The organism is Niveispirillum cyanobacteriorum, assembly GCF_002868735.1.
GTDB classification, from domain to species: Bacteria; Pseudomonadota; Alphaproteobacteria; order Azospirillales; family Azospirillaceae; genus Niveispirillum; species Niveispirillum cyanobacteriorum.
In genome coordinates, this window is the sequence record NZ_CP025611.1 from 1,413,798 (window position 1) to 1,434,087 (window position 20,290).

Annotated in this window: 21 protein-coding genes; 3 read left to right on the forward strand and 18 right to left on the reverse strand. The window is 64.1% G+C overall.

The window, feature by feature from the left end; translation table 11 throughout:
• Positions 1–1,218 carry a serine palmitoyltransferase gene (spt, locus tag C0V82_RS06335; RefSeq protein ID WP_102111600.1) on the forward strand — a complete coding sequence of 406 codons (1,218 nt, stop codon included), beginning with the start codon at positions 1–3 and terminating at the stop codon, positions 1,216–1,218.
• Between the two features lie 57 nt (positions 1,219–1,275).
• Here the strand turns inward: spt and C0V82_RS06340 are convergent, their stop codons facing one another.
• Positions 1,276–1,956, reverse strand: coding sequence for an RluA family pseudouridine synthase (locus C0V82_RS06340; protein WP_102111601.1), 681 nt, complete (start codon positions 1,954–1,956; stop codon positions 1,276–1,278).
• A gap of 154 nt (positions 1,957–2,110) precedes the next feature.
• Here C0V82_RS06340 and C0V82_RS26785 point away from each other — a divergent pair, with 154 nt between their 5' ends.
• Together C0V82_RS26785 and C0V82_RS06345 are read left to right on the forward strand one after the other, a co-directional pair.
• Entirely contained in the window at positions 2,111–2,491 is a 381-nt protein-coding gene (locus C0V82_RS26785) for a hypothetical protein (RefSeq protein WP_158659769.1), read from the forward strand.
• 100 nt (positions 2,492–2,591) lie between these two features.
• Positions 2,592–4,658, forward strand: a complete 2,067-nt coding sequence (locus C0V82_RS06345; protein ID WP_158659770.1) for a TonB-dependent receptor family protein — start codon at positions 2,592–2,594, stop codon at positions 4,656–4,658.
• 238 nt (positions 4,659–4,896) lie between these two features.
• On the opposite strand, the gene C0V82_RS06350 is transcribed toward C0V82_RS06345, so the two are convergent.
• The 17 genes from C0V82_RS06350 to C0V82_RS06430 form a co-directional block, all read right to left on the reverse strand.
• Positions 4,897–5,331, reverse strand: coding sequence for a DUF3293 domain-containing protein (locus C0V82_RS06350; RefSeq protein WP_102111603.1), 435 nt, complete (start codon positions 5,329–5,331; stop codon positions 4,897–4,899).
• On the reverse strand, positions 5,328–6,128 hold the full coding sequence (thiD, locus tag C0V82_RS06355; RefSeq protein WP_102111604.1) for a bifunctional hydroxymethylpyrimidine kinase/phosphomethylpyrimidine kinase: 801 nt from the start codon (positions 6,126–6,128) through the stop codon (positions 5,328–5,330). Before thiD ends, C0V82_RS06350 begins: the two co-directional genes overlap by 4 nt.
• Positions 6,129–6,133: 5 nt before the next feature.
• The gene (glmM, locus tag C0V82_RS06360) at positions 6,134–7,504 is read right to left on the reverse strand and encodes a phosphoglucosamine mutase (RefSeq protein ID WP_102111605.1); all 1,371 of its coding nucleotides are present in this window, start codon (positions 7,502–7,504) and stop codon (positions 6,134–6,136) included.
• A 60-nt stretch (positions 7,505–7,564) separates the two neighbouring features.
• Positions 7,565–8,554, reverse strand: a complete 990-nt coding sequence (gene folP / locus C0V82_RS06365; protein ID WP_102111606.1) for a dihydropteroate synthase — start codon at positions 8,552–8,554, stop codon at positions 7,565–7,567.
• A 183-nt stretch (positions 8,555–8,737) separates the two neighbouring features.
• Positions 8,738–10,669 (reverse strand): ATP-dependent zinc metalloprotease FtsH, encoded by a 1,932-nt coding sequence (gene ftsH / locus C0V82_RS06370; RefSeq protein WP_102111607.1) that lies wholly within the window; start codon positions 10,667–10,669, stop codon positions 8,738–8,740.
• A gap of 55 nt (positions 10,670–10,724) precedes the next feature.
• Positions 10,725–12,032 carry a tRNA lysidine(34) synthetase TilS gene (gene tilS / locus C0V82_RS06375; protein WP_245924182.1) on the reverse strand — a complete coding sequence of 436 codons (1,308 nt, stop codon included), beginning with the start codon at positions 12,030–12,032 and terminating at the stop codon, positions 10,725–10,727.
• Positions 12,029–12,970 carry a tol-pal system protein YbgF gene (gene ybgF, locus C0V82_RS06380; RefSeq protein WP_102111609.1) on the reverse strand — a complete coding sequence of 314 codons (942 nt, stop codon included), beginning with the start codon at positions 12,968–12,970 and terminating at the stop codon, positions 12,029–12,031. The genes tilS and ybgF overlap by 4 nt, the downstream gene beginning before the upstream one ends.
• Before the next feature lie 176 nt (positions 12,971–13,146).
• Positions 13,147–13,644 carry a peptidoglycan-associated lipoprotein Pal gene (gene pal / locus C0V82_RS06385; protein ID WP_054167137.1) on the reverse strand — a complete coding sequence of 166 codons (498 nt, stop codon included), beginning with the start codon at positions 13,642–13,644 and terminating at the stop codon, positions 13,147–13,149.
• Positions 13,645–13,798: 154 nt separating this feature from the next.
• A complete protein-coding gene (gene tolB / locus C0V82_RS06390; RefSeq protein ID WP_102111610.1) occupies positions 13,799–15,163 on the reverse strand; it encodes a Tol-Pal system beta propeller repeat protein TolB in 1,365 nt (454 codons plus the stop codon).
• A complete protein-coding gene (locus tag C0V82_RS06395) occupies positions 15,163–16,086 on the reverse strand; it encodes an energy transducer TonB (RefSeq protein ID WP_102111611.1) in 924 nt (307 codons plus the stop codon). The genes tolB and C0V82_RS06395 overlap by 1 nt, the downstream gene beginning before the upstream one ends.
• Positions 16,087–16,105: 19 nt before the next feature.
• On the reverse strand, positions 16,106–16,573 hold the full coding sequence (locus C0V82_RS06400) for an ExbD/TolR family protein (RefSeq protein WP_102111612.1): 468 nt from the start codon (positions 16,571–16,573) through the stop codon (positions 16,106–16,108).
• A gap of 1 nt (position 16,574) precedes the next feature.
• Positions 16,575–17,309: a protein TolQ gene (gene tolQ, locus C0V82_RS06405; protein ID WP_102111613.1), complete on the reverse strand. Its 735-nt coding sequence runs from the start codon at positions 17,307–17,309 to the stop codon at positions 16,575–16,577.
• A gap of 5 nt (positions 17,310–17,314) precedes the next feature.
• A complete protein-coding gene (locus tag C0V82_RS06410) occupies positions 17,315–17,809 on the reverse strand; it encodes a YbgC/FadM family acyl-CoA thioesterase (protein ID WP_281262361.1) in 495 nt (164 codons plus the stop codon).
• Positions 17,802–18,884 carry a Holliday junction branch migration DNA helicase RuvB gene (gene ruvB / locus C0V82_RS06415; RefSeq protein WP_102113286.1) on the reverse strand — a complete coding sequence of 361 codons (1,083 nt, stop codon included), beginning with the start codon at positions 18,882–18,884 and terminating at the stop codon, positions 17,802–17,804. Before ruvB ends, C0V82_RS06410 begins: the two co-directional genes overlap by 8 nt.
• Before the next feature lie 44 nt (positions 18,885–18,928).
• Positions 18,929–19,546 (reverse strand): Holliday junction branch migration protein RuvA, encoded by a 618-nt coding sequence (gene ruvA / locus C0V82_RS06420; protein WP_102111614.1) that lies wholly within the window; start codon positions 19,544–19,546, stop codon positions 18,929–18,931.
• The gene (locus C0V82_RS06425; protein ID WP_245924183.1) at positions 19,543–19,989 is read right to left on the reverse strand and encodes a type II toxin-antitoxin system VapC family toxin; all 447 of its coding nucleotides are present in this window, start codon (positions 19,987–19,989) and stop codon (positions 19,543–19,545) included. The genes ruvA and C0V82_RS06425 overlap by 4 nt, the downstream gene beginning before the upstream one ends.
• The gene (locus C0V82_RS06430) at positions 19,973–20,233 is read right to left on the reverse strand and encodes a type II toxin-antitoxin system VapB family antitoxin (RefSeq protein ID WP_102111616.1); all 261 of its coding nucleotides are present in this window, start codon (positions 20,231–20,233) and stop codon (positions 19,973–19,975) included. Before C0V82_RS06430 ends, C0V82_RS06425 begins: the two co-directional genes overlap by 17 nt.
• Positions 20,234–20,290 lie beyond the last annotated feature (57 nt).

The window sequence follows — 20,290 nt, forward strand, 5'->3', positions numbered from 1 at the left end:
ATGACGATCCTTGCCAAGTACACCAAGCTCCGCGAGCATTATCACCGCATTGCCGGCGCCGGCCGTGACCCGTTCACGGTAAAGTTCGACGCCATGCTCTCCCCCACAGAGGGCATGCTGAACGGTCGCCGCACGATCCTGCTCGGCACCAACAACTATCTGGGCCTGACCTTCGACCAGAGCTGCATCGACAAGGGCGTCGAAGCGCTGAAGTCGTTTGGTACTGGCACTACCGGCTCGCGCATCGCCAATGGCAGCTACGACGGGCATGCCGCGCTGGAGCGTGAACTGGCAAAGTTCTATGGCCGTGAAAACTGCATGGTCTTCACGACCGGCTATCAGGCGAACCTGGGCATCATCTCCACCCTTGTGGGCAAGGATGATTTGCTGTTCCTGGATAGCGACAGCCATGCCAGCATCTATGACGCGGCCAAGATGACCCCTGCCCAGGTCATCCGCTTCCGTCACAACGATCCGGAAGATCTGAACAAGCGTCTGCGCCGCGTCGCCGACCATCCTGGCAACAAGCTGGTGGTGGTCGAAGGCATCTATTCGATGCTGGGCGATGTCGCGCCGCTGAAGGAATTCGCTCAGGTTAAGCGCGAGAATGGCGTCTACCTGCTGGTGGATGAGGCCCATTCCATGGGCGTGCTGGGTGAGACCGGCCGTGGTCTGGCGCAGGAAGTGGGCGTTGAGGATGATGTCGACTTCATCGTCGGCACCTTCTCCAAGAGCCTGGGCGCCGTCGGCGGCTTCTGCGTCTCCGACCTGCCGGACTTTGACGTGCTGCGGGTCGCCTGCCGTCCCTACATGTTCACGGCCTCCCTGCCCCCGTCGGTCATCGCCACCTGCCTGCGCTCGCTGGAGCGGATGCAGGAAGAGCCGGGCCTGCGCACCAAGCTGATGGCCAATTCCAAGCGCCTGTATGAGGGCCTGCGGAACAAGGGCTTCCAGGTCGGTCCCGATGTGAATCCGATCGTGGCGGTTTCCCTGCCTTCGATCGAGCTGGCGATCACCTTCTGGAACCGCCTGCTGGAGGAGGGTCTGTATCTGAACCTCGCCCTGCCGCCGGCCACCCCGAACAGCCAGTCCCTGCTGCGCACCAGCGTGAGCGCCGCCCACACGACCAAGCAAATCGATACCGCGATCGAGCTGTTCGGCAAGGTGGCCCGTCAGCTGAACGTGCAGCCGGCCCTGGTTCAGACCGCCGCTGAGTAAGGCTCGGCCTCTGCCAATAATGAGAAGCCCCGCAGGATTATCCCTGCGGGGCTTTTTCTATGCCCATCCCATGGCGGCCAGAGTTTCGGCCATATGCGGCGGCGGCGGTGCAGTCGCAATGATCTCCCCCGCCCCGTCCAGTGACGGAAACCGGATGGACCGGGCCAGCAGGTGCAGCGGTACCGGCGGCGGCATCTCCGCGCCATAGATGCGGTCCCCCAGGATCGGCATGGCCATATAGGCGCAATGGGCGCGCAACTGATGCATGCGCCCCGTCCGGGGATAAAGCTCCATATGCGACAGGCCGTCAGACTGTCCCAGCCGTTTCCAGCGGGTCAGGGCGGGCTTGGCCGCCACATCCACCACCATCTTGGACGTGCCAGGCACCCGGACTTTCCCGAGCGGCAGGTCGATCACCCCTTCCACCGCCTTCGGCCCACCCATCACGACCGCCCAATAGGTTTTCCGCACGCGCCCATCCAGGAACATGGCGCCAAGCCGCGCCGCCGCCTCCACATCGCGGGCAAGGACCAGGCAACCCGCTGTCTCCTTGTCCAGCCGATGGGCAAGACGCGGCGGCTCCGGCCGGTCCCCCTGGATCAAGGGCAGGTATAGTTCCAGATGGTCGGTGCATTTGGTCCCGTAATGGACCTGCAAACCATAGGGTTTGTTCAGGATGATGACTCGGTCATCCTCGTACAAAACCCGATCGCGCATTTCCTGCGCTGTGTATGACATTCACCCGCTCCGTCCGTCGCCGCCCTGTCATAGCGTGCTGTCGCGTCGCAGGCCACATGCCTTGACAGAACGCCCGTCTGCGCGCATTTCAGCGCGCATGTGGGGATGGGACTTACAATCAGCCATACAGAGCATCGGACGCACCGGGCGGGCATTGGCCGCCTGGACCCTGTTCTGCGCCCTACTGCTGCGGGCCATGCTGCCGCCGGGTTACATGCCCGACTTGTCGGCCTTGGGCGAGGGCGGCTTGCCGCTGATTATCTGTACCGGCGCTGCACAGGATGTGACGCTGCTGCTGGATGCTGATGGCAAGCCAGTGAAGACCAGCGATATGCCCGCCCCCAGCGATGTGCCCTGTCTGTTCGCCCTGCTGGCGGCCCTACCGGTGCCGTTGCTGCTGGCCCTGTCGCTGCTGGTGCCGCTCTGGCCCCGGCAGGCCATCCTGTGGCGCCCCTCAACCGGCTGCACGCAGTGGCCGGCTTATCTGCGCCTTCCGGGCGACACCCCACCCCGCGCCCCACCTGCCTTCATCTGATCACCAAATCCTGAACCGACCGCGCCTGTCGCGGTCCCAGAAGATTTGCGCCCGGCTACCCGCTGAATGGTGCCGGGCCGATGATGAAGGAAGTTTCCCTATGTCGCGTTCATTCCTGCTGGCCGGCGCCTGCCTGCCCGCCCTGTGCCTGTCCCTGCCCGCCGCCGCCGATATGGCCGCCGACCCCGCCAGTGTCGTGGAAGTGGTCGGCCAGCGCCAGGGCAGCCCCACCGCCCCGTCCGTCGACGATGCCCGCAAGCAGATCAACAAGGTCGCGGGCGGCGTCGATCTGGTCACGGCGGAGGAATTCCGGGACAAGTACGCCCTGAACCTGAAGGACATGCTGTCCGGCACGCCTGGCGTCTATGCGCAGCAGCGCTTTGCCGAGGAAGTCCGCATTTCCATTCGCGGGTCCGGATTGTCACGCAGTTTCCATATGCGTGGCCTGTCGCTGCTGATCGATGGCGTCCCCGTCAACCTTGCCGATGGCAGCACTGATTTCCAGGAAATCGATCCGCGTCAGGCCCGCTATGTCGAGGTGTTCAAGGGCGGCAATGCCCTGCGCTATGGTGCCGCCAGCCTGGGCGGGGCCATCAATGTCGTCACGCCCACGGGCCGCACGGCCAGCAGCGCCAACAGTATCGCCATTGATGGCGGCAGCTTCGGCACCATTCGTCTGGCCGGCACGGCTTCCGCCGCCGGTGAGACGCTGGACGGCTATGTCAGCGTCAACGGCATCCGGTCGGACGGCTATCGCCAGCAGACCGCGCAGCAGACCGCGCGTCTGGCCGGCAATGTCGGCATTAAGCTGACCGACAGCGCCGAAACCCGCTTCTACCTGTCGGCCAACCATATCCAGCAGGAAGTGCCCGGTACCGTCAGCCGCGCCTCTGCCCTGGACACGCCGCGTCTGGCCCCGGCCATCAATAACCAGAATGACTATGCCCGCGACATCAACTCCGTCCGCCTGTCTAACCGGACCAGCATTCTGTTGGGTGATGAGGCGCAACTGGATGTCGGCGGCTTCCTGAATGTGAAGTCGCTGTTCCACCCGATCTTCCAGGTGGTGGATCAGGATAGCCAGGATGTCGGCAGCTTCATCCGCTATACCGATGTCGGCCAGATCGGCGGTCTACGGCATGAACTGGTGGTGGGCCTGCAGGGCCGCTACGGCCATGTCGATGCCCTGCAATATGTGAATGTCCGCGGCAGCCGGGGGGCAAAGACCGCTGACGGCGACCAGTATGCCCAACAGGCCGAAGCCTATGCCGAAAGCCGCACCTCGCTGACACCGAACCTGACCCTGGTCGCCGGCTTACAATGGATGACGGCCAAGCGAGAGCTGGATAACAACCTGAACCCGGCACAGGACGCGGACAAGAGCTTCCATGCCCTGAACCCCAAGCTGGGCCTGCTTTATCAGCTGGATGGCGGCACCCAGCTTTACGCCAATGTCTCCCGCGCGGAGGAGGCGCCCACCTTCTCCGAGCTGGTGCAGGCCCCCGTGCCGCGCTTCGTGCCGCTGGCGTCGCAAAAGGCCTGGACGGCGGAAGTCGGAACGCGTGGGCAGTCGGGCGTCTTCACCTGGGATATCGGCCTGTACCGGTCCTGGCTGCGCGACGAGTATCTGCAATTCACCGTCAATCCCACCATCCCCGCCGGCACGTTCAATGCCGACAAGACCATCCATCAGGGGATTGAGGCCGGGCTGGACTTGACCATCGCGAACAAGCTGTTCGCGTCAGGCACCGGCAGCCTGGTGTTCAGCCAGACCTATATGCTGAACGATTTCTACTTTGACGGCGACGCGCAGTTCGGTGGCAATGATCTGGCCGGTGCACCGCGTCATCTCTATCAGGGCGGCCTGATCCTGAAGGATGGCGACGCATGGCAGGTCGGGGCCTCTGTCGAATGGGCAGCGGACGGAGCCTGGATCGACTATGCCAACAGCCTGAAGGCCCCCGGCTATGACGTCTGGTCCGTCAATGGCAGTGTGCAGCTGGCCAAGGGTCTGCGCGCCTATGCCGAGGCGCGGAACATCTTCAAGACCCGCTACATCTCGTCCATCAGCACCATCGCCAATGCACGGGCGACCGGTGCCAACCTCAATGTCTATTATCCCGGCGAAGGGCGCTCGCTCTATGCCGGCCTGAAGGCGGAGTTCTGAGCGATCCGGTGGTAAAGGGGCGCCCTGATTTCAGAGATGAACAGGGGCGCTCCGAACCGCCTGACCCGCCCCCGTGCAACAGGATGAAACACAAAACACACCTGCGTTTCACCGGTGCCGCCTGTCAAAGGGCGACAGCCGGGTGCTCCGACCGTCGCAAGACATAGGTGTGGCATTGATGGAAAGACATTAGCAGAGCAGGGCCGGAAAGTCAGCAATGCCGGCCCTGTGCGCGCCATTACCCCAGCGCCAGCCGGGTGAACAGCAACTGCGCCGGTTGCCCCTGCCCCTGCCAGACAATGGCATACTGACCCAGCATTTCGGCCAGTTGCAATGCGTCGAACGGGGGAAGATCAAAAATCGCCACGCCCTTTTCCACCGGCCATTCCTTGGACGCAGGCCGCATTTCGGCGGGCAGATAATCCAGATCCTCATCCTCCAGGATGTCGATCAGGCGGGCATGGGCGGCGTCATTGGCGGCTTGGGCAGTCGGCTTGCTTTTCGGGTTCCAGGCGGTGACGAACACGATCTCCGCCGCGCCACGGTTTTCCAGCAGGCGGTCAACCTCCTGCGGATCGGCCATGATGCGGGCCGTGGCACTGCGCTTGCCGTCGAGCGCGACGTAGCTGGTCTGCTGATACGCGCTCAAGAGCTTGGGATCAAAGCCGGTCATGCGAAATCCCCAACGGTATGGGCATGGTTCAGGGGACCGTGGCCATGGCCGAAGCCGGGCGCGGTACGGATGGCGATATCGACATAGCGGCGGGCGCGGGCCACCGCGTCCATCACCGACAGGCCCTGTGCCAGGCCCGTGGCAATGGCGGATGACAGGGTGCAGCCGGTGCCGTGCGTATGCCGCGTTTCCACGCGTTCACCGGTAAAGGCCTGCTCGCCATCACGGGTGACCAGAAGGTCGGTCAGGACCGGCCCGTCCATATGCCCGCCCTTCATCAGAACGGCCTTGGCGCCATAGTTCAGCAACGCATGCCCGGCACGGCGCATGTCATCGACGGTGCGGATATCGATACCGGTCATGGCCTCCGCCTCCGGCACATTGGGCGTGACGATGGCGGCCAGTGGCAACAGGCGGCGGATCAGGGCGCCGGTGGCGCTTTCATCAAGTAACCGGTGCCCGCCCTTGGCCACCATCACCGGATCGGCCACGATGGCCACACCGGGGGCGGCATCGGCCAGCGTGTCGGCGACGGCATTGATGATATCGGATGTGGCCAGCATGCCGATTTTGACTGCGTCTGCCCCGATATCGGCCAGGACCAGACGCATTTGCTGCACCAGAAAATCGATGGGCACGGGCAGGACGCCGTGGACGCCATTGGTGTCCTGTGCCGTCAACGCCGTGATGGCCGTCATGGCATAGCCATTAAGGGCCGTCACCGCCTTGATATCGGCCTGGATACCGGCCCCGCCGCCGGAATCCGACCCGGCAATGATCAGAACGCGTCCCCGCATCGATTTCACTCCGCCGCCACGGCCTGGGTCACCTGTCGCACCGCGTCACAGATATCATCGACGACGCGGGTGACCAGGGCATCATCCTCGCCCTCTGCCATCACGCGGATCAGGGGCTCGGTACCCGATTTGCGGATCAGGACACGGCCCACGCCTGCCAGCTTTTCCTCACCCGCCTTGATCGCGGCCTGCACGCTGTCGGCATCCAGGGGGCGGATGCCCGTGCTGGCATCGTAGCGGACATTCTTCAGCAGCTGCGGCAGCGGCTGGAACACGCGCAGCACGTCGGACGCAGGCCGCCCCGACTGCCGGATGCATGCCAGCACCTGCAACGCCGCCAGCAAGCCATCGCCCGTGGTGGCGAAGTCCGACAGGACGACATGGCCCGACTGTTCACCACCGACATTAAAGCCATGCTCGCGCATATGTTCCACGACATAGCGATCGCCCACGGCTGTGCGCGCCAGGGTCAGGCCCAGCTTCTTCAGATGCAGTTCCATGCCCATGTTGGACATGACGGTGGCAACCACGCCACCGCCGCGCAACCGCCCACTCTCGGCCCAGCTCTGGCCGATCAGGGCCATAATCTGATCGCCATCGATCTGCGTGCCGGTCTCGTCCGCCAGGATCAGGCGGTCGGCATCGCCATCAAGCGCGATGCCCAGATCGGCCTTGTGCTCCACCACGGCGGCGCGCATCGCCGCCGGACTGGTCGCCCCGCATTTGTCATTGATGTTGAAGCCATTGGGCTGATTGAACAGGGTCACGACTTCGGCCCCCAGTTCATACAGCACACGCGGTGCCACCTTATAGGCGGCACCATGGGCGCAATCGATGACGATCTTCATGCCATCCAGACGAAGACCACGCGGAAAGCTGCTCTTGACCACTTCTATATAGCGGCCAAAGGCGTCTTCCATGCGCTGTGCCCGGCCCAGGTCGCGCGGGCCGGCCAGATCAGGCGCGAAAGGCAGCGCCATGCGCGCCTCGATCTCCGCCTCGAACTCGTCCGACAATTTGTAGCCATCGGGGCCGAACAGCTTGATGCCATTATCCTGGAACGGATTATGGCTGGCCGAAAGCATGACGCCCAGGTCGGCGCGCATGGACCGGGTCAGCATGGCCACCGCTGGCGTGGGCAGCGGCCCCACCAGGATGACATCCATGCCCATAGAGATGAATCCCGCCGTCAGCGCCGGTTCCAGCATATAGCCCGACAGGCGCGTATCCTTGGCGATCACCACGGTATGGCGATGGTCCCCGCGCCGGAAATGCAATGCGGCGGCCATGGCGGCCTTCAGCGCCGTCTCTGCCGTCATCGGCTCGGTATTGGCGGTACCGCGGATACCGTCGGTGCCGAACAATTTACGCGACATGTGTCTGTTCCCAGGAATGCCTGCATAGGGCCGGTGGATCGGAATGTTACGAAACCTATATCACGCCGATTGCAGGGCCTGCCACACGGCGACCGCCTGCACCGTTGCGGCCACGTCATGCACGCGCAGGATATGCGCCCCCTGTCCCAGCGTATGCAGCGCCGTGGCGATGGAGCCTGCCACCCGGTCCTTCGGCGCCTCCCCTCTCGACAGGGCCGCGATGAAGCGCTTGCGGCTGACCCCGATCAGGAGAGGGCAGCCCAGCCCATGGAGGGCGGCGGTACGGGCCAGCAGGTCGACATTATGGACCACGTCCTTGCCGAATCCGATGCCGGGATCAATGGCGATCCGGTCCCGCGCGATCCCCGCCGCCACCGCCGCGTCGATGCGGGCGGATAGCCAATCGAACACCTCTGCCGTGACATCACCATAGCGGGGGGCCACCTGCATGGTCTGCGGCTCTCCCTGAATATGCATCAGGACGAGCGGCAGGCCTGTCGCGGCGGCAACCGAAAGGCTGTCCGGGTCACCGGTCAGGGCCGTGACATCATTGATGATCCTGGCCCCCGCCTCTGCCGCCGCCTTCATCACCGCAGCATGGCGGGTATCGATGGAGACGACCGCCCCGTCGTCCGCCAACGCCCGGATGACGGGCACGACCCGTGCGATTTCCACCTCAATCGGTACAGGTTCAGCACCCGGTCTGGTCGACTCGCCACCGACATCCAGGATGTCCGCCCCCTCCGCCAACAGACGGCAGCCATGGGCGATGGCGGCATCGGCATGGGCATGGTCACCACCGTCGGAGAAGCTGTCAGGTGTGACATTCACAATGCCCATGATGACGGGTCGCGACAGATCAAACCCCGCCCAGGGGGCGCGGTCAGCGGTCAGCGGATGGTCGGGGGCCAGTGCAGCGGCGGGGACGATGCCGGCTGGCGTCTCGACCAGCGTAAAGGCCAACGGGCCGCCAGCCAGCGGACGGGCCTGACCGGCAGCAACGGCAGTACGGGCGGCGGGGCCGGAGAGGATGGCGAGGGGGCGGTGCATGATGGTTCCGGCGAGGGCCGCAGGTCAGGTCGAGCCGAAGGCGAGCCCGGACAAGACACGTTGTGGTTTGGGAGACGTCAGGGCTCGGCTGCGCCTCGACCTGACCTACGATATATGGGCAAACAACAAACCCCCGACGCTCATCACGCCGGGGGTTTGCTCACTCAACCTATAACCGCCCGCTTAAATGCCGGGCTGCGGCTCTGGCTCGATCCCGTCCTTGGCCGAGGTGGGGACCGAGGCGCGGCGACCACTGGAGGACTTGGGCGGCTCCGGTGCCTGCGGACGCGGGGCCGGCGGGTCGGTGCGCACCACCTGCTCACCGCGCAGGATGGCCTTCACTTCTTCACCCGACAGCGTCTCGAACTCCAGCAAAGCCTCAGACACCTTGTGCAAATCGTCCAGACGTTCCGTCAGCAGCTTGCGGGCAAGGCTTTCACCCTGCTCGATCAGGCGGCGGATTTCCTCGTCGATCAGCTGCGCGGTGGCTTCCGACACGTTCTGCTGCTGCGCCACTGAATGACCCAGGAAAACCTCCTGCTCATTGGCGTTGTAGCGCACGCGGCCCAGCTTGTCGGACATGCCATACTCGGCAACCATGGCGCGGGCCCAGCGGGTGGCCTGCTGGATATCGCTGGAGGCGCCCGTGGTCACATTCTCCTCGCCGAAGATGATTTCTTCGGCCACGCGACCGCCAAACAAAACCGCCAGACGCGATTCCATCTCGCGCTTGGTGTAGTTGGTGCGGTCGCGTTCCGGCAGGTTCATGGTCACGCCCAGGGCGCGACCACGGGGAATGATCGTGACCTTATGCAGCGGGTCATATTCCGGGACCCACAGCGACACCAGGGCATGGCCCGCCTCGTGATAGGCGGTCAGCTTCTTTTCCTTCTCCGACATGACCATGGAGCGGCGCTCCGCACCCATCATCACCTTGTCCTTGGCGGCCTCGAAATCGGCCATACCGACGACGCGCTTGCCGGCGCGTGCTGCCAGCAGGGCCGCCTCGTTCACCAGATTGGCGAGATCAGCACCGGAGAAGCCGGGGGTACCACGGGCGATCACCTTTGGGTCCACATCGGGGGCCAGCGGCACCTTGCGCATATGGACCTTCACGATCTTCTCGCGGCCCAGCACGTCGGGGTTGGGTACCACGACCTGACGGTCGAAGCGGCCGGGACGCAGCAGCGCCGGGTCCAGAACGTCGGGGCGGTTGGTGGCGGCGATCAGGATCACGCCCTCATTCGCCTCAAACCCATCCATCTCGACCAGCAACTGGTTCAGCGTCTGCTCACGCTCATCATTGCCGCCGCCCAGGCCGGCACCGCGATGGCGACCGACAGCGTCGATTTCGTCAATGAAGATGATGCAGGGCGCGTTCTTCTTGCCCTGTTCGAACATGTCGCGGACGCGGGATGCACCGACGCCCACGAACATTTCCACGAAGTCGGAACCGGAGATGGTGAAGAAGGGCACATTGGCCTCACCCGCGACGGCGCGGGCCGTCAGGGTCTTACCCGTACCCGGGGGCCCGACCAGCAGCACGCCCTTGGGGATCTTGCCGCCCAGACGCTGGAACTTCTGCGGGTCCTTCAGGAAGTCAACGACCTCCTCCAATTCCTGCTTAGCCTCATCAATGCCGGCGACATCGTCAAAGGTGACGCGACCCACCTTCTCAGTCAGCAGGCGGGCGCGGGACTTGCCGAAGCCCATGGCCTTGCCGCCGCCGCCCTGCATCTGGCGCATAAAGAACACCCAGACGCCGATCAGCAGCAGCATCGGGAACCAGGAGAGCAGGATGGACAGGAGTGAGGGACCCGTATCCTCCGCCACGACCGACACGCGCACATTCTTGTCAACCAGACGGTCGGCCACGTTGGAGCCGGGCGGGGCCGTCACGGAGAAGCTGCGATTGTCATTGGTGGTGGCGGTGATCTGGTCACCCTTGATCGTGACGGACGTCACCGATCCGCGCGACACCTCGGCCAGCAGGTCGCTATAGGCCATGCCGGACTGCGACGAGCGGGTGGAGGAAGTCTGGAACAGATTGAACAGGGCGATCAGCAGCACCCCGATCACCAGCCACAGCGCCAGATTCTTACCGAAATTATTCACAGCCCTGACCTTTCATCGACCGCACCCCCAGGCGGGCCTGGGGGAACTCCTCCCATTAGATAATGTCATCTATGGCGGTGACAACAGCGAACCGCGCGGGAACTGCCGGAACCGATACTAATGGCACCATATGAACCCCCGGATCGGGGGCGTCAGGGGCCGTCCACGCCATTGGCGGTATGGCCAATGGCCGATCCCCATCCGTGACAACCGGCAGGGTCCAGCGGACCGCCGCCGGCAGATCGGACCGGGCCAGACTGGGGCTTTGTGCCACGGCCCTGCGCCAAGACGCCTCATCCAGCGCCTGGACGGTGTGCTGCCCAAACCCTTCGGCAAAAAGGCGGAATCGGCCATCCCAGATCACGGGGGGGCCGCCCCCCTGCAACGTCAAGGGGCCCTGAAGGTTCCTTGCCTCCCGGATCAGACGCCAGCCGCCGGTGATGGGCGTGAACTGACAGCCGGCCAGCGTGCGGCCCTTGCCCGGCTCTGCACACAGCCCGGCGACCAGATCGGCCACGGCGGCAGGTGCCGGCGGGTATGGTGCCCCGCCAACGGCGCGCAGCAGGGTTGCGGCCAGACCTTGGGCCATCGGCTTCTCCTGCTGGAACAGCGCATGATCCAGGATCACCCAGCCTTCCGGCTGAAACCGGGCATAGAGCGCCAGCAGGTGGGCCGTTTCGGCATCTTCCCCGGCCCGGATGGCAGCCGCGGCGGCAACCGCTTGCTTGTCGCCCTCCCCCACCGACTCCGACAGGCGCAGCCGGGCGCGCGCAAAGGCAGGATTGCGGTTGGACGGATCTTCGACCCAGGTCTGGCCTGCCGCTGCGCATGTTGCAACCAACCGGTCCTTGGCGACAGGCAGAAGCGGGCGGATCAGGCGCACCCGCTCCATCTCCCGGATGGCGGGCATGCCGGCCAAACCCCGAGGGCCGCTGGACCGGTCAGCGCGCAGCCGATGGGTTTCCGCCTGATCATCGGCGTGATGGGCCAGGGCCAGATGCAGGATACCGGCATCCGCCGCTGCATCGGCCAGAAGGCGCAGGCGGGCGTGCCGGGCACCGGCCTGAATGCCCGTCACCGGCTTTGGCCCGTCCCAGGACAGGATGCGGTGGGCGATGCCACGCTGCGCCATCCAGGCCGCAACCTGCCAGGCCTCGGCCCGGCTCTCGGGGCGCAGCCCATGGTCGACAGTGAGGGTCAGCAGTGTCCCTCCCCGTTCAGCTACCCAACGGGCAAGCAAAAGGGCAAGTGCCATGCTGTCGGCACCGCCGGAAACACCAGCCGCGATATAAGGGGCCGACTCGAACGGCCCCAAAGCCTGCATCAATCGATCGAATTCGACCGGTCCGATGGGAGCACTCACTTGCACTTCAGACGGTTCTTCTCCGCCTCGGCCCGGCGCAGGATGGTCTGCGGTGCGGTGGTCTTGTAGGCCCGGTTGAGTTCCGTCAGCGCGGCACAGGCATCCTCATTGGCTTTCATGGCCGAGAGTGACAAGGACAGCTTTAGCAGACTGTCGGGTGCCTTGGTGCTCTTGGGATATTTCTGATAGCCCTCGGCGAAGGCGACAGCCGCTTCCTTATACTTCCCGCGCACATAGAAGGATTCGCCCAGCCAATACTGGGCATTGCTGGCCAGCGGGCTGGCGCTGTTGGCCTCGATGAAGCGGGTGAAGGCCAACTCCGCCTTGTCATACTCGGCCTGACGCAGCAGGTTGAAGGCGAAGTCGTACTGTTCCTGCGCCGACCCGTTGGGCAGATTGAACCCGCCCGCCGTCGGTGCGGCGTTGCTGTTGGCGGCGGCCGGCTTGCCCGTTGGGTGGGCGGCGGGCGCTGCTGGTTCTGCGGCAGGAGCAGCTTCGCCCGCCGACGGTGCGGCACCGGCGCTCAAGCCACCACCCTGCCCCTGCTCCAGGCGGCTCAAGCGGAATTCAATATCCTGCTGCATCTTGGCCAACTGCTCGCGCAGTTGCGCCACCTGGAAGCCCGCCTCCTCATACCGGCCCGTCAGGGTCTGCATCTCCGATTCCAGGCGCTGCAACCGCACCTCAAAGTCGGCAGCGACATTGCCGGTCATGGCCGGGGCGGCACCGCCGGTAGCCGGTGGACGGGCACCACCGCGGTAAACCTCACGGCTCAAGGTCTGCAGCTCATTCTCCAGCCGTTGCAGCCGGTTCGCCATATCCCGCGTGTCGGATTGGCCCGAAGCCGGCAGGGTGCCCAGCACCGCTGCAACAGCGATGGCGGCCAGCGTCAGGCGGCGGCGGGGATACGGGTTCGGGGAACGCAGGTGTCGGATCATCGGGACCAACGGTTGGCGAGGATTGCGATGGGCGCGACCCTACCGCGAAGGCCCGCACGGCGAAAGTGTCCACAGGCGGTAAGGCAGTAATAAGGCGTGCAAAAAGAAAACGCCGCCCAGTTTCCCGGACGGCGCTTCCTTCAGGCTGTCGCCTTGACCTTTGCGGTCGTGCCGGATCAGTTGATCACGGTCACGCCACGGCGGTTCTGCGTCCAGGCAGCTTCGTTGGAACCAACGACCTGCGGACGCTCCTTGCCGTAGGAGATGGTCTGAACGCGAGCGGCTTCGACGCCCATGGCGGTCAGGTAGTTCTTGACCGAATTGGCGCGGCGCTCACCCAGAGCCAGGTTGTATTCGCGGGTGCCGCGCTCGTCAGCATGACCTTCGATGGTGATGGTCACGGACTTGTAGGTCTTCAGCCAGTTGGCCTGACGATCCAGGGTAGCGGTCGCTTCCGGGGTCAGGTCGAACTTGTCGAAACCGAAGAACACGCGGTCGCCGACATTGACGATGAAGTCTTCAGCCGAACCCGGGACCGGGCCCGAGGGCTTGGCCGGAGCGGCCGGAGCAGCGACGGTGCCGCCGGTGGTGGCCTGAGCCGTCTGTTCCGGCTTGGAGGAGCAGGCAGTGGCCAGAACGGCAACTGCGACGAGGCTGAGCATCTTGAAGCGCATTTGAGAGACCCCCTAGGTGGAAATCGAGTTAAGGATTAAGTGCGTGTTTGCCCCACGGAACCGCGTAAACCACAGCCAGACGCCGCATTGAAGCGATCTTCAGGCCCGGCGGATTTGAGCGCTGTTCTTGCGATGCGAAAATAGGGTGACGCACTCACGGAATCAAGGGCGACCATGCAGGGTCCGAAGCATCGGTGGGCGTTAAGACCTGCCGTTCATTAAACCCTGTCAAGTCGATTGAGTATAGCTTGGCTTGGCGCTGTTTGCCTCCCTGTCCAGAAGGCCGTTCCTTGAAGAACATTAGCACTCGGCCATTTGGGGCCCAGGTAGGCCCTTCGACATGGTAGGCCTCTGTCAGAAGTCGCTCACCCGTACCATCCGGCCGAATGACGCCGATATAGAACTTATCCCCCGCAAGTCGGGTGAAGGCGATGAGATCGCCACGGGGTGACCAGACGGGAGTGCCGTAACGGCCCTGGCCGAAAGTAATGCGCTTCACATCACTGCCATCGGCATTCATCGTATACAGCTGCTGCGTACCGCCACGGTCGCTTTCGAACACGACTTTACTGCCATCCGGTGCAAAAGACGGCGAGGTGTCGATACCGGGATGATTGGTCAACTGCGTCTGGCGGCGGGTGCGCAGGTCCAAGGTATAGATGTCGGAGTTGCCGGACGTGGCCAACGACATAATCACCTTATTACCATCGGGTGAGAAACGCGGCGCGAAAGTCATGCCCGGGAAATCACCCAGCACCTCCTGGCGACCTGTATCAATATTGAACAGATACACCCGAGGCCTGTTGTTGAAGTAGCTCAGATATGTGATTTCCTGGGTACTGGGCGAGAAGCGCGGGGTCAGAACCAGGGTACGGCCATCGGTCAGGAAACGGTGGTTCTCACCATCCTGGTCCATGATCGCCAGACGTTTGACGCGCTGCAACGCAGGGCCTGACTCGGCGATGTAGACGATGCGGGTATCGAAGTAGCCTTCCTCACCCGTGACGCGCTTGTAGATCGCATCCGAAATGATGTGAGCGACTCGCCGCCAGCCATCGGCCTGAACGGTATAGGCCAGACCGGTGACCTGCTGGCCCGCCGTCACGTCGAACAGCCGGAACTCGATCCGGGTGCGACCATCGGGCGACTGGCTGACGGTACCCGTCACCAAGCCCTGGGCCTGGATCAGGCGCCAGTCGGCGAAGCGCACACCCACCTTCAGACTGTCGGGCGTCTGCACGAACTTGGCCGGCTCCAGCGGGCGAAACAGACCAGACCGCTCCAGATTTGCGGAGATCACGCCGGCAATGTTCTGCCCGATCTGGGTGGCATTCGGGTTGTCACCGGCGAAATTGGTAATGGCGATGGGAATCGGCTGCGGATTGCCTGACGTGATGTCGATCTCAAGTTCGGCGCGGGCGGGAGCGGCGAAGCCGGCGGCCAGCACCATCGCCACCAAGGCGAGAAAGCGGCCGACGACCCGCCAGCCGCCCGTGGAGAAAAGAGCGTTGGCTTGCATCAGAACATATCCTTCGGGCTGAACTTCATCAGGATGGACCCTTTGTCCCCGTACTTGTCGCGCGGGATGTTCAACGTATTACATCCAGGCAAAAGCGGCGCCCGTAAGGCGGATTCCACAAAAGCCCGGAAATGCGGGTCGGTATTGGGATTACCCGTGCCCGAGACATACTGCACATTTGTGACGCGCAGGTTGCTGTCAAACAAGACCCGGATTTCCGCCTGCATGTTTTCCACGCCCTTTGCCCCCACCGGCACGTTCCAGCAGTTGCGGATCTGACGGCGCAGCGCATCCTCCTCGCTGATGCTCAAGCGCTCCCCTGTCTTAGCGGCCAGCGGCTGCGGCGGTTCGGACGAGGTTTCCTTGGGCGGCTCCTTGGAAGGCGGGCTGTCGGTCTTCAGCTTGGCAACGTTCTTCAGAACGCTGTCCAGCGTCTTTTCCGGCGGCTTGGGCTTCGGCTCCTCTTTCTTGGGCTTGGGCTCTTCCTTCTTCGGCTCCGGCGGCTTCGGCTTGGGTTCCTCCTTCTTGGGAGGTTCCGGCTTCGGCTCTTCCTTCTTCGGCGGCTCGGGCTTGGGTTCCGGCTTCGGCTCAGGCTTGGGTTCCGGTTCCGGCGGCTTCTCGGCCACCTGCTTGGGCGGCTCCGGCACCTTCACTTCCGGCGGCGGTGGCGGGGTTTCCTTGGCCTGCTGCGGCGGTGGGGGCGGTTCCGGCTTTGGCGGCGTCGGTTTGGGCGGCGGGGGCAGTGGCTTGGGGTTCGGCTCCGCCAGCTTGGCGATGGTCATGGGGCCGACCTCGACCACTTCGACCGGCACCTCCTGAAGCTGGATCACCTCCCGCTTCTTGATCAGGTGCGGCAGGCCGATCAGCGCCAGAATGATCAGCGCCAGGTGCAGGATGCCGGAAAGGATCAGGGTGGTCCGCATGATGCGTTGATTTCCACCCTTACCGTGCGCCGCGACCGTCGGATTCGATGACCAGCTTGGCCTCCGACAGGCCGGCGCGGCGCGCCTCGCTCAACACATCGACGATGCTGGCATATGTGGCCTCGCGGTCGCCACGCACCAGCACCTTGCGATCCGGCGTCTGCTCCGCGACGATGGCCAGACGTGGGGCCAGTTCGGCCAGGGCAAACATCTCATTATCAAAGACCTTCTTGTCCTTGAACGAGATGCGGCCATCCGCCGTGACGGTGACCCAAAGCGGGTCTTCTTCCGATTTCAGCGCCTGGGCCGCCCCCTTGGGCAGATTGACGGGGATACCGGCGGTCAGCAGCGGTGCCGCCACCATGAACACGATCAGCAGCACCAGCATAACGTCCACGAAGGGCGTCACATTGATGTCCGACATGGCGGCGCGGCGACCACGTCGCCGCCCGCGACCGGACTGCTTGCCAGGAAGGCTCGCCCCCATTTCAGCCCCGCTCTTCCAGATGACGCTGCAGGATCGCGGAGAATTCTGTCACAAATGAGTCGAGCCGATCACCAAACCGCCCGATCTCCGAGGAAAAGTAGTTGTAGGCCAGCACGGCGGGGATGGCCGCGACCAGACCGATGGCGGTGGCGAACAAGGCCTCCGCAATGCCCGGTGCCACAACGGCCAGCGACGTGTTCTGCTGGGCCGCGATATTGGTGAAGGCACCCATGATGCCCCAAACCGTCCCGAACAGACCAACGAACGGGCCCGCAGAACCGACAGAAGCCAGGACCGTCATATAGCGTTCGGTGTCCGCCATCTCGCGTCCCACCGTCACCGACATGACGCGTTCCATGCGCTGCATCAGGTTGGCGCGCATAGCGCCCGACGATGACAGGCCGCGTTCATTGGCATGGCGCCATTCGCGCATGCCGGCGGCGAATACGGCCGAGAACGGATCAGCCGGGGCCTGCGCTACCTGGTCATAGAGCTGATCCAGCGAACCGCCGGACCAGAACTGTTCCTCAAAATCAGCGGCGGCAGCCTTCATGCGGCGCAGCTTGGTGGCCTTGTTGAAGATGATGGCCCAGGTCCAGACCGACGCCGCCAGCAGACCCAGCATCACCAGCTTCACAACGATATCGGCCTGCAGGAACAGGCCGAGCGCCGACATGTCATGGACCGGCGCGACATCACCGCCGAGGGCGGCGGCTTGCAGAAGGGTGGGAAACATCGGGTTCAGTCCTGACCTTTTGACAAAATATTGACCATCACCGACCGCAACGCGGCCGGCAGGCGGACGGGCCGCCCCTGCGCATTGATGCACGCCAGACGCAGGCCCAGGCGGACCAGCGGCGCTGGTCCCGTCGAAGCCTCCACCCCGCCCCAGGACAAGCCCGAGGCGCGGCGCACATCCTGTTCGATATCCAATGTCGCGGCGCCGATATCGACAATTCGCGAGACGACTTCAAGCGCGTCGTCAAGACGGGCGGGTTGTCGAAAATCGATGTCGCATCGGCGAACCGTCAGCGCGGAGCCCGTTTCGGCTACCATGGCGGCATGGGGAAAGCCCGAAAGGCGCAGCATCTCATTGCGCGCACGCTCCGCAAAACGCAGGTAATTGGCGTGATAGACGATGCCGCCAGCGTCCGTATCCTCGTAATAGACACGGGTCGGGAAGACATGGGATGCCCCTTCCCACCAGCCCGCCGATGGCATCGTCCCGTCAGGCATTGTCGTCCCCGTCGAACAGGTCGCCCACCGGCGCACTCCCCTTCCCCACCGTGGGCATGCCGCCCAGCAAGTCCAGTTGCCGCGCCGGCGTGGCCGGCACTGGCAGGCCCAGATAGCGGTAGCCCGTGTCGGTCAACATGCGCCCGCGCGGTGTGCGCTGCAACAATCCTTGTTGGATCAGGTAGGGTTCGATGGTTTCTTCCAGCACGTCACGCTGTTCACCCAGGGCCGCGCCCAGCGTCTCCACCCCTACCGGCCCGCCGCCATAATGGTCGGCGATGCAGGCAAGGTAACGCCGGTCCATGGCGTCAAAGCCCAGCCGGTCGACCTCCAGCCGCGTCAGCGCCCGGTCGGCGGCCTTGGCATCCACCACCTCCAACCCGTGTACGCCACAAATGTCCCGCACCCGGCGCAGCAGGCGGCCCGCGACGCGCGGCGTTCCCCGCGACCGGCGCGCCACTTCCAACGCACCTTCGTCCGTCATCTCGACACCCAGGATACGCGCACCCCGGCTGACGATCAGCTGTAACTCTTCCGGCTCGTAGAACTGCATGCGCAGCGGAATGCCGAACCGTTCGCGCAAGGGACGGGTAATCAGGCCCGAGCGCGTGGTGGCGCCGACCAGGGTGAAGGGCGGCAGGTCGATGCGCACGCTGCGCGCCGCCGGGCCTTCACCGATGATCAGGTCCAGCTGGAAATCCTCCATCGCGGGATAGAGGATTTCCTCCACCGCTGGCGACAGGCGATGGATTTCATCAATGAACAGAACGTCATGGGGCTGCAGATTGGTCAGCAGGGCTGCCAGATCGCCCGCCCGCGCGATGACGGGGCCAGAGGTCGCGCGGAACCCGACATTCAGTTCTTTGGCCACGATCTGCGCCAAGGTCGTCTTGCCCAGGCCTGGCGGCCCGAAAAGCAGCACATGGTCCAGCGCCTCACCACGCCCCTTGGCCGCCTGGATGAACAAGGACAGGTTCTCGCGCACCTGTTTCTGGCCGATGAACTCCCCCAGCGACAGGGGGCGGATGGAGTTTTCGGTATTGGCGTCGCCGCCGATCCGATCCTGTTCCACCATGCGTTCAGGTTTCGGGGGGGCCGCCTCCGGCTTGGGCTTGCGGCTCACTGGCTCAGTTCCTTCAGGCCGGCCCGGATCAGGGCGGAGACATCGGCCTCACCGCCAAGGCTCTGGGCGGCCTTGTTCACGGCGGTGAATGCCTCGATCCGCTTATATCCAAGATTGACCAGCGCCGACACCGCATCCCCAACTGCCGTACTGACGGCGGGTTGTGCCGCCGTGCTTTGAACCTGCGTGGCCGCCACCGGGCTGGTGGCGAGCGTGGCCACCTTATCCTTCAATTCGTTCAAAATTCGGGCAGCCAGTTTCGGCCCCACCCCATCCGCTTCACACAGCGTTGTCTTGTCCTGCGCGGCAATGGCAGAGGTCAGGCGGTCGGGCGCCAGCACCGACAGGATGTTCAGCGCCACGCGCGCCCCCACCCCCTGTACGGTCGTCAGCAGCCGGAACCAGTCGCGTTCATTGATGTCGGCGAAGCCGTACAGCGCCATCTTGTCTTCCGACACCCACATCTCGGTATGGACCGAAACGGCGCTGCCATTGCTGCCCAGGCGACGCAGGGTGCGGGTGGAGGCGGAGATCAGATAACCGACCCCGTTCACATCGATAATGGCCCAGTCCAGGCCCGTGCTGTCCAGCAGCCCGGACAATTTCGCGATCATTGGCTCACTCCCGCCTCGGGCACCAGCAGAGGCAGGGCCGCGATGATGTCGGTATGGATGAAATCGTTGCCCTTGAACAGCAAAGGCGCGTTCAGGGTGCGGGCCAGCGCATAAGAAGCGCAGTCACCCAGATTGAGGCTAGCCTTACTGCCGCGTCCCTTGCCGAAGCGGTTAAAGCCGGCGAAAGCCTCCTCCGCCTGCTGTTCGTCGAACGGGACAATGCCAATGCCCAGAACGGCCATCAGGTCGTTCAACTCGCTCACAGCGGCTGGGTTACGACCCATCAGGACCGTGCGCAGTTCGAACAGGGTCATGGCGGAAATGACCATTCCCGCCGAACGGCGCATCGCCTCCAAATATTGCGGGGCGTCGGGTTCGCGGAACAGAAAGGCAGCGACGGCGGATGTATCCAGGACGATCCGCATCTCAGTCGAACGTCCCATGCTCGTTATAGCCGATGATCTCATCAGGGCTGCGCGGATCTAGAACCGGCAAGGCCTGGATACGGCGGATGATCTCCTCAGCCTTGGCCCAGCGGGCCGCCTTCAGCGCCGACTCTTCCGATGACAGCCGCTCCAGGCGCTCCCGCACAGCCTTGTGCATGGCCTCCGTCAGGCTTTCACCGGTCAGCTCAGCCAAGCGACGGACGTCCCGCTCCGCCTCTGGGGACTTGATGTTGAGCGCCATGGGATGGCCCTTTCTTCCTGCTCGGGAAGAATTCTACACCATATGAACAAAACGGCA

Excerpts from the sequence above, each read along its gene's own strand:
- spt (WP_102111600.1), top strand. The coding sequence starts at position 1 with ATGACGATCCTTGCCAAGTACACCAAGCTCCGCGAGCATTATCACCGC.
- C0V82_RS06340 (WP_102111601.1), bottom strand. The coding sequence starts at position 1,956 with ATGTCATACACAGCGCAGGAAATGCGCGATCGGGTTTTGTACGAGGAT.
- C0V82_RS06345 (WP_158659770.1), top strand. The coding sequence starts at position 2,592 with ATGTCGCGTTCATTCCTGCTGGCCGGCGCCTGCCTGCCCGCCCTGTGC.
- C0V82_RS06350 (WP_102111603.1), bottom strand. The coding sequence starts at position 5,331 with ATGACCGGCTTTGATCCCAAGCTCTTGAGCGCGTATCAGCAGACCAGC.
- thiD (WP_102111604.1), bottom strand. The coding sequence starts at position 6,128 with ATGCGGGGACGCGTTCTGATCATTGCCGGGTCGGATTCCGGCGGCGGG.
- glmM (WP_102111605.1), bottom strand. The coding sequence starts at position 7,504 with ATGTCGCGTAAATTGTTCGGCACCGACGGTATCCGCGGTACCGCCAAT.
- folP (WP_102111606.1), bottom strand. The coding sequence starts at position 8,554 with ATGCACCGCCCCCTCGCCATCCTCTCCGGCCCCGCCGCCCGTACTGCC.
- ybgF (WP_102111609.1), bottom strand. The coding sequence starts at position 12,970 with ATGATCCGACACCTGCGTTCCCCGAACCCGTATCCCCGCCGCCGCCTG.
- pal (WP_054167137.1), bottom strand. The coding sequence starts at position 13,644 with ATGCGCTTCAAGATGCTCAGCCTCGTCGCAGTTGCCGTTCTGGCCACT.
- tolB (WP_102111610.1), bottom strand. The coding sequence starts at position 15,163 with ATGCAAGCCAACGCTCTTTTCTCCACGGGCGGCTGGCGGGTCGTCGGC.
- C0V82_RS06395 (WP_102111611.1), bottom strand. The coding sequence starts at position 16,086 with ATGCGGACCACCCTGATCCTTTCCGGCATCCTGCACCTGGCGCTGATC.
- C0V82_RS06400 (WP_102111612.1), bottom strand. The coding sequence starts at position 16,573 with ATGGGGGCGAGCCTTCCTGGCAAGCAGTCCGGTCGCGGGCGGCGACGT.
- tolQ (WP_102111613.1), bottom strand. The coding sequence starts at position 17,309 with ATGTTTCCCACCCTTCTGCAAGCCGCCGCCCTCGGCGGTGATGTCGCG.
- C0V82_RS06410 (WP_281262361.1), bottom strand. The coding sequence starts at position 17,809 with ATGCCTGACGGGACGATGCCATCGGCGGGCTGGTGGGAAGGGGCATCC.
- ruvB (WP_102113286.1), bottom strand. The coding sequence starts at position 18,884 with ATGGTGGAACAGGATCGGATCGGCGGCGACGCCAATACCGAAAACTCC.
- ruvA (WP_102111614.1), bottom strand. The coding sequence starts at position 19,546 with ATGATCGCGAAATTGTCCGGGCTGCTGGACAGCACGGGCCTGGACTGG.
- C0V82_RS06425 (WP_245924183.1), bottom strand. The coding sequence starts at position 19,989 with ATGGGACGTTCGACTGAGATGCGGATCGTCCTGGATACATCCGCCGTC.
- C0V82_RS06430 (WP_102111616.1), bottom strand. The coding sequence starts at position 20,233 with ATGGCGCTCAACATCAAGTCCCCAGAGGCGGAGCGGGACGTCCGTCGC.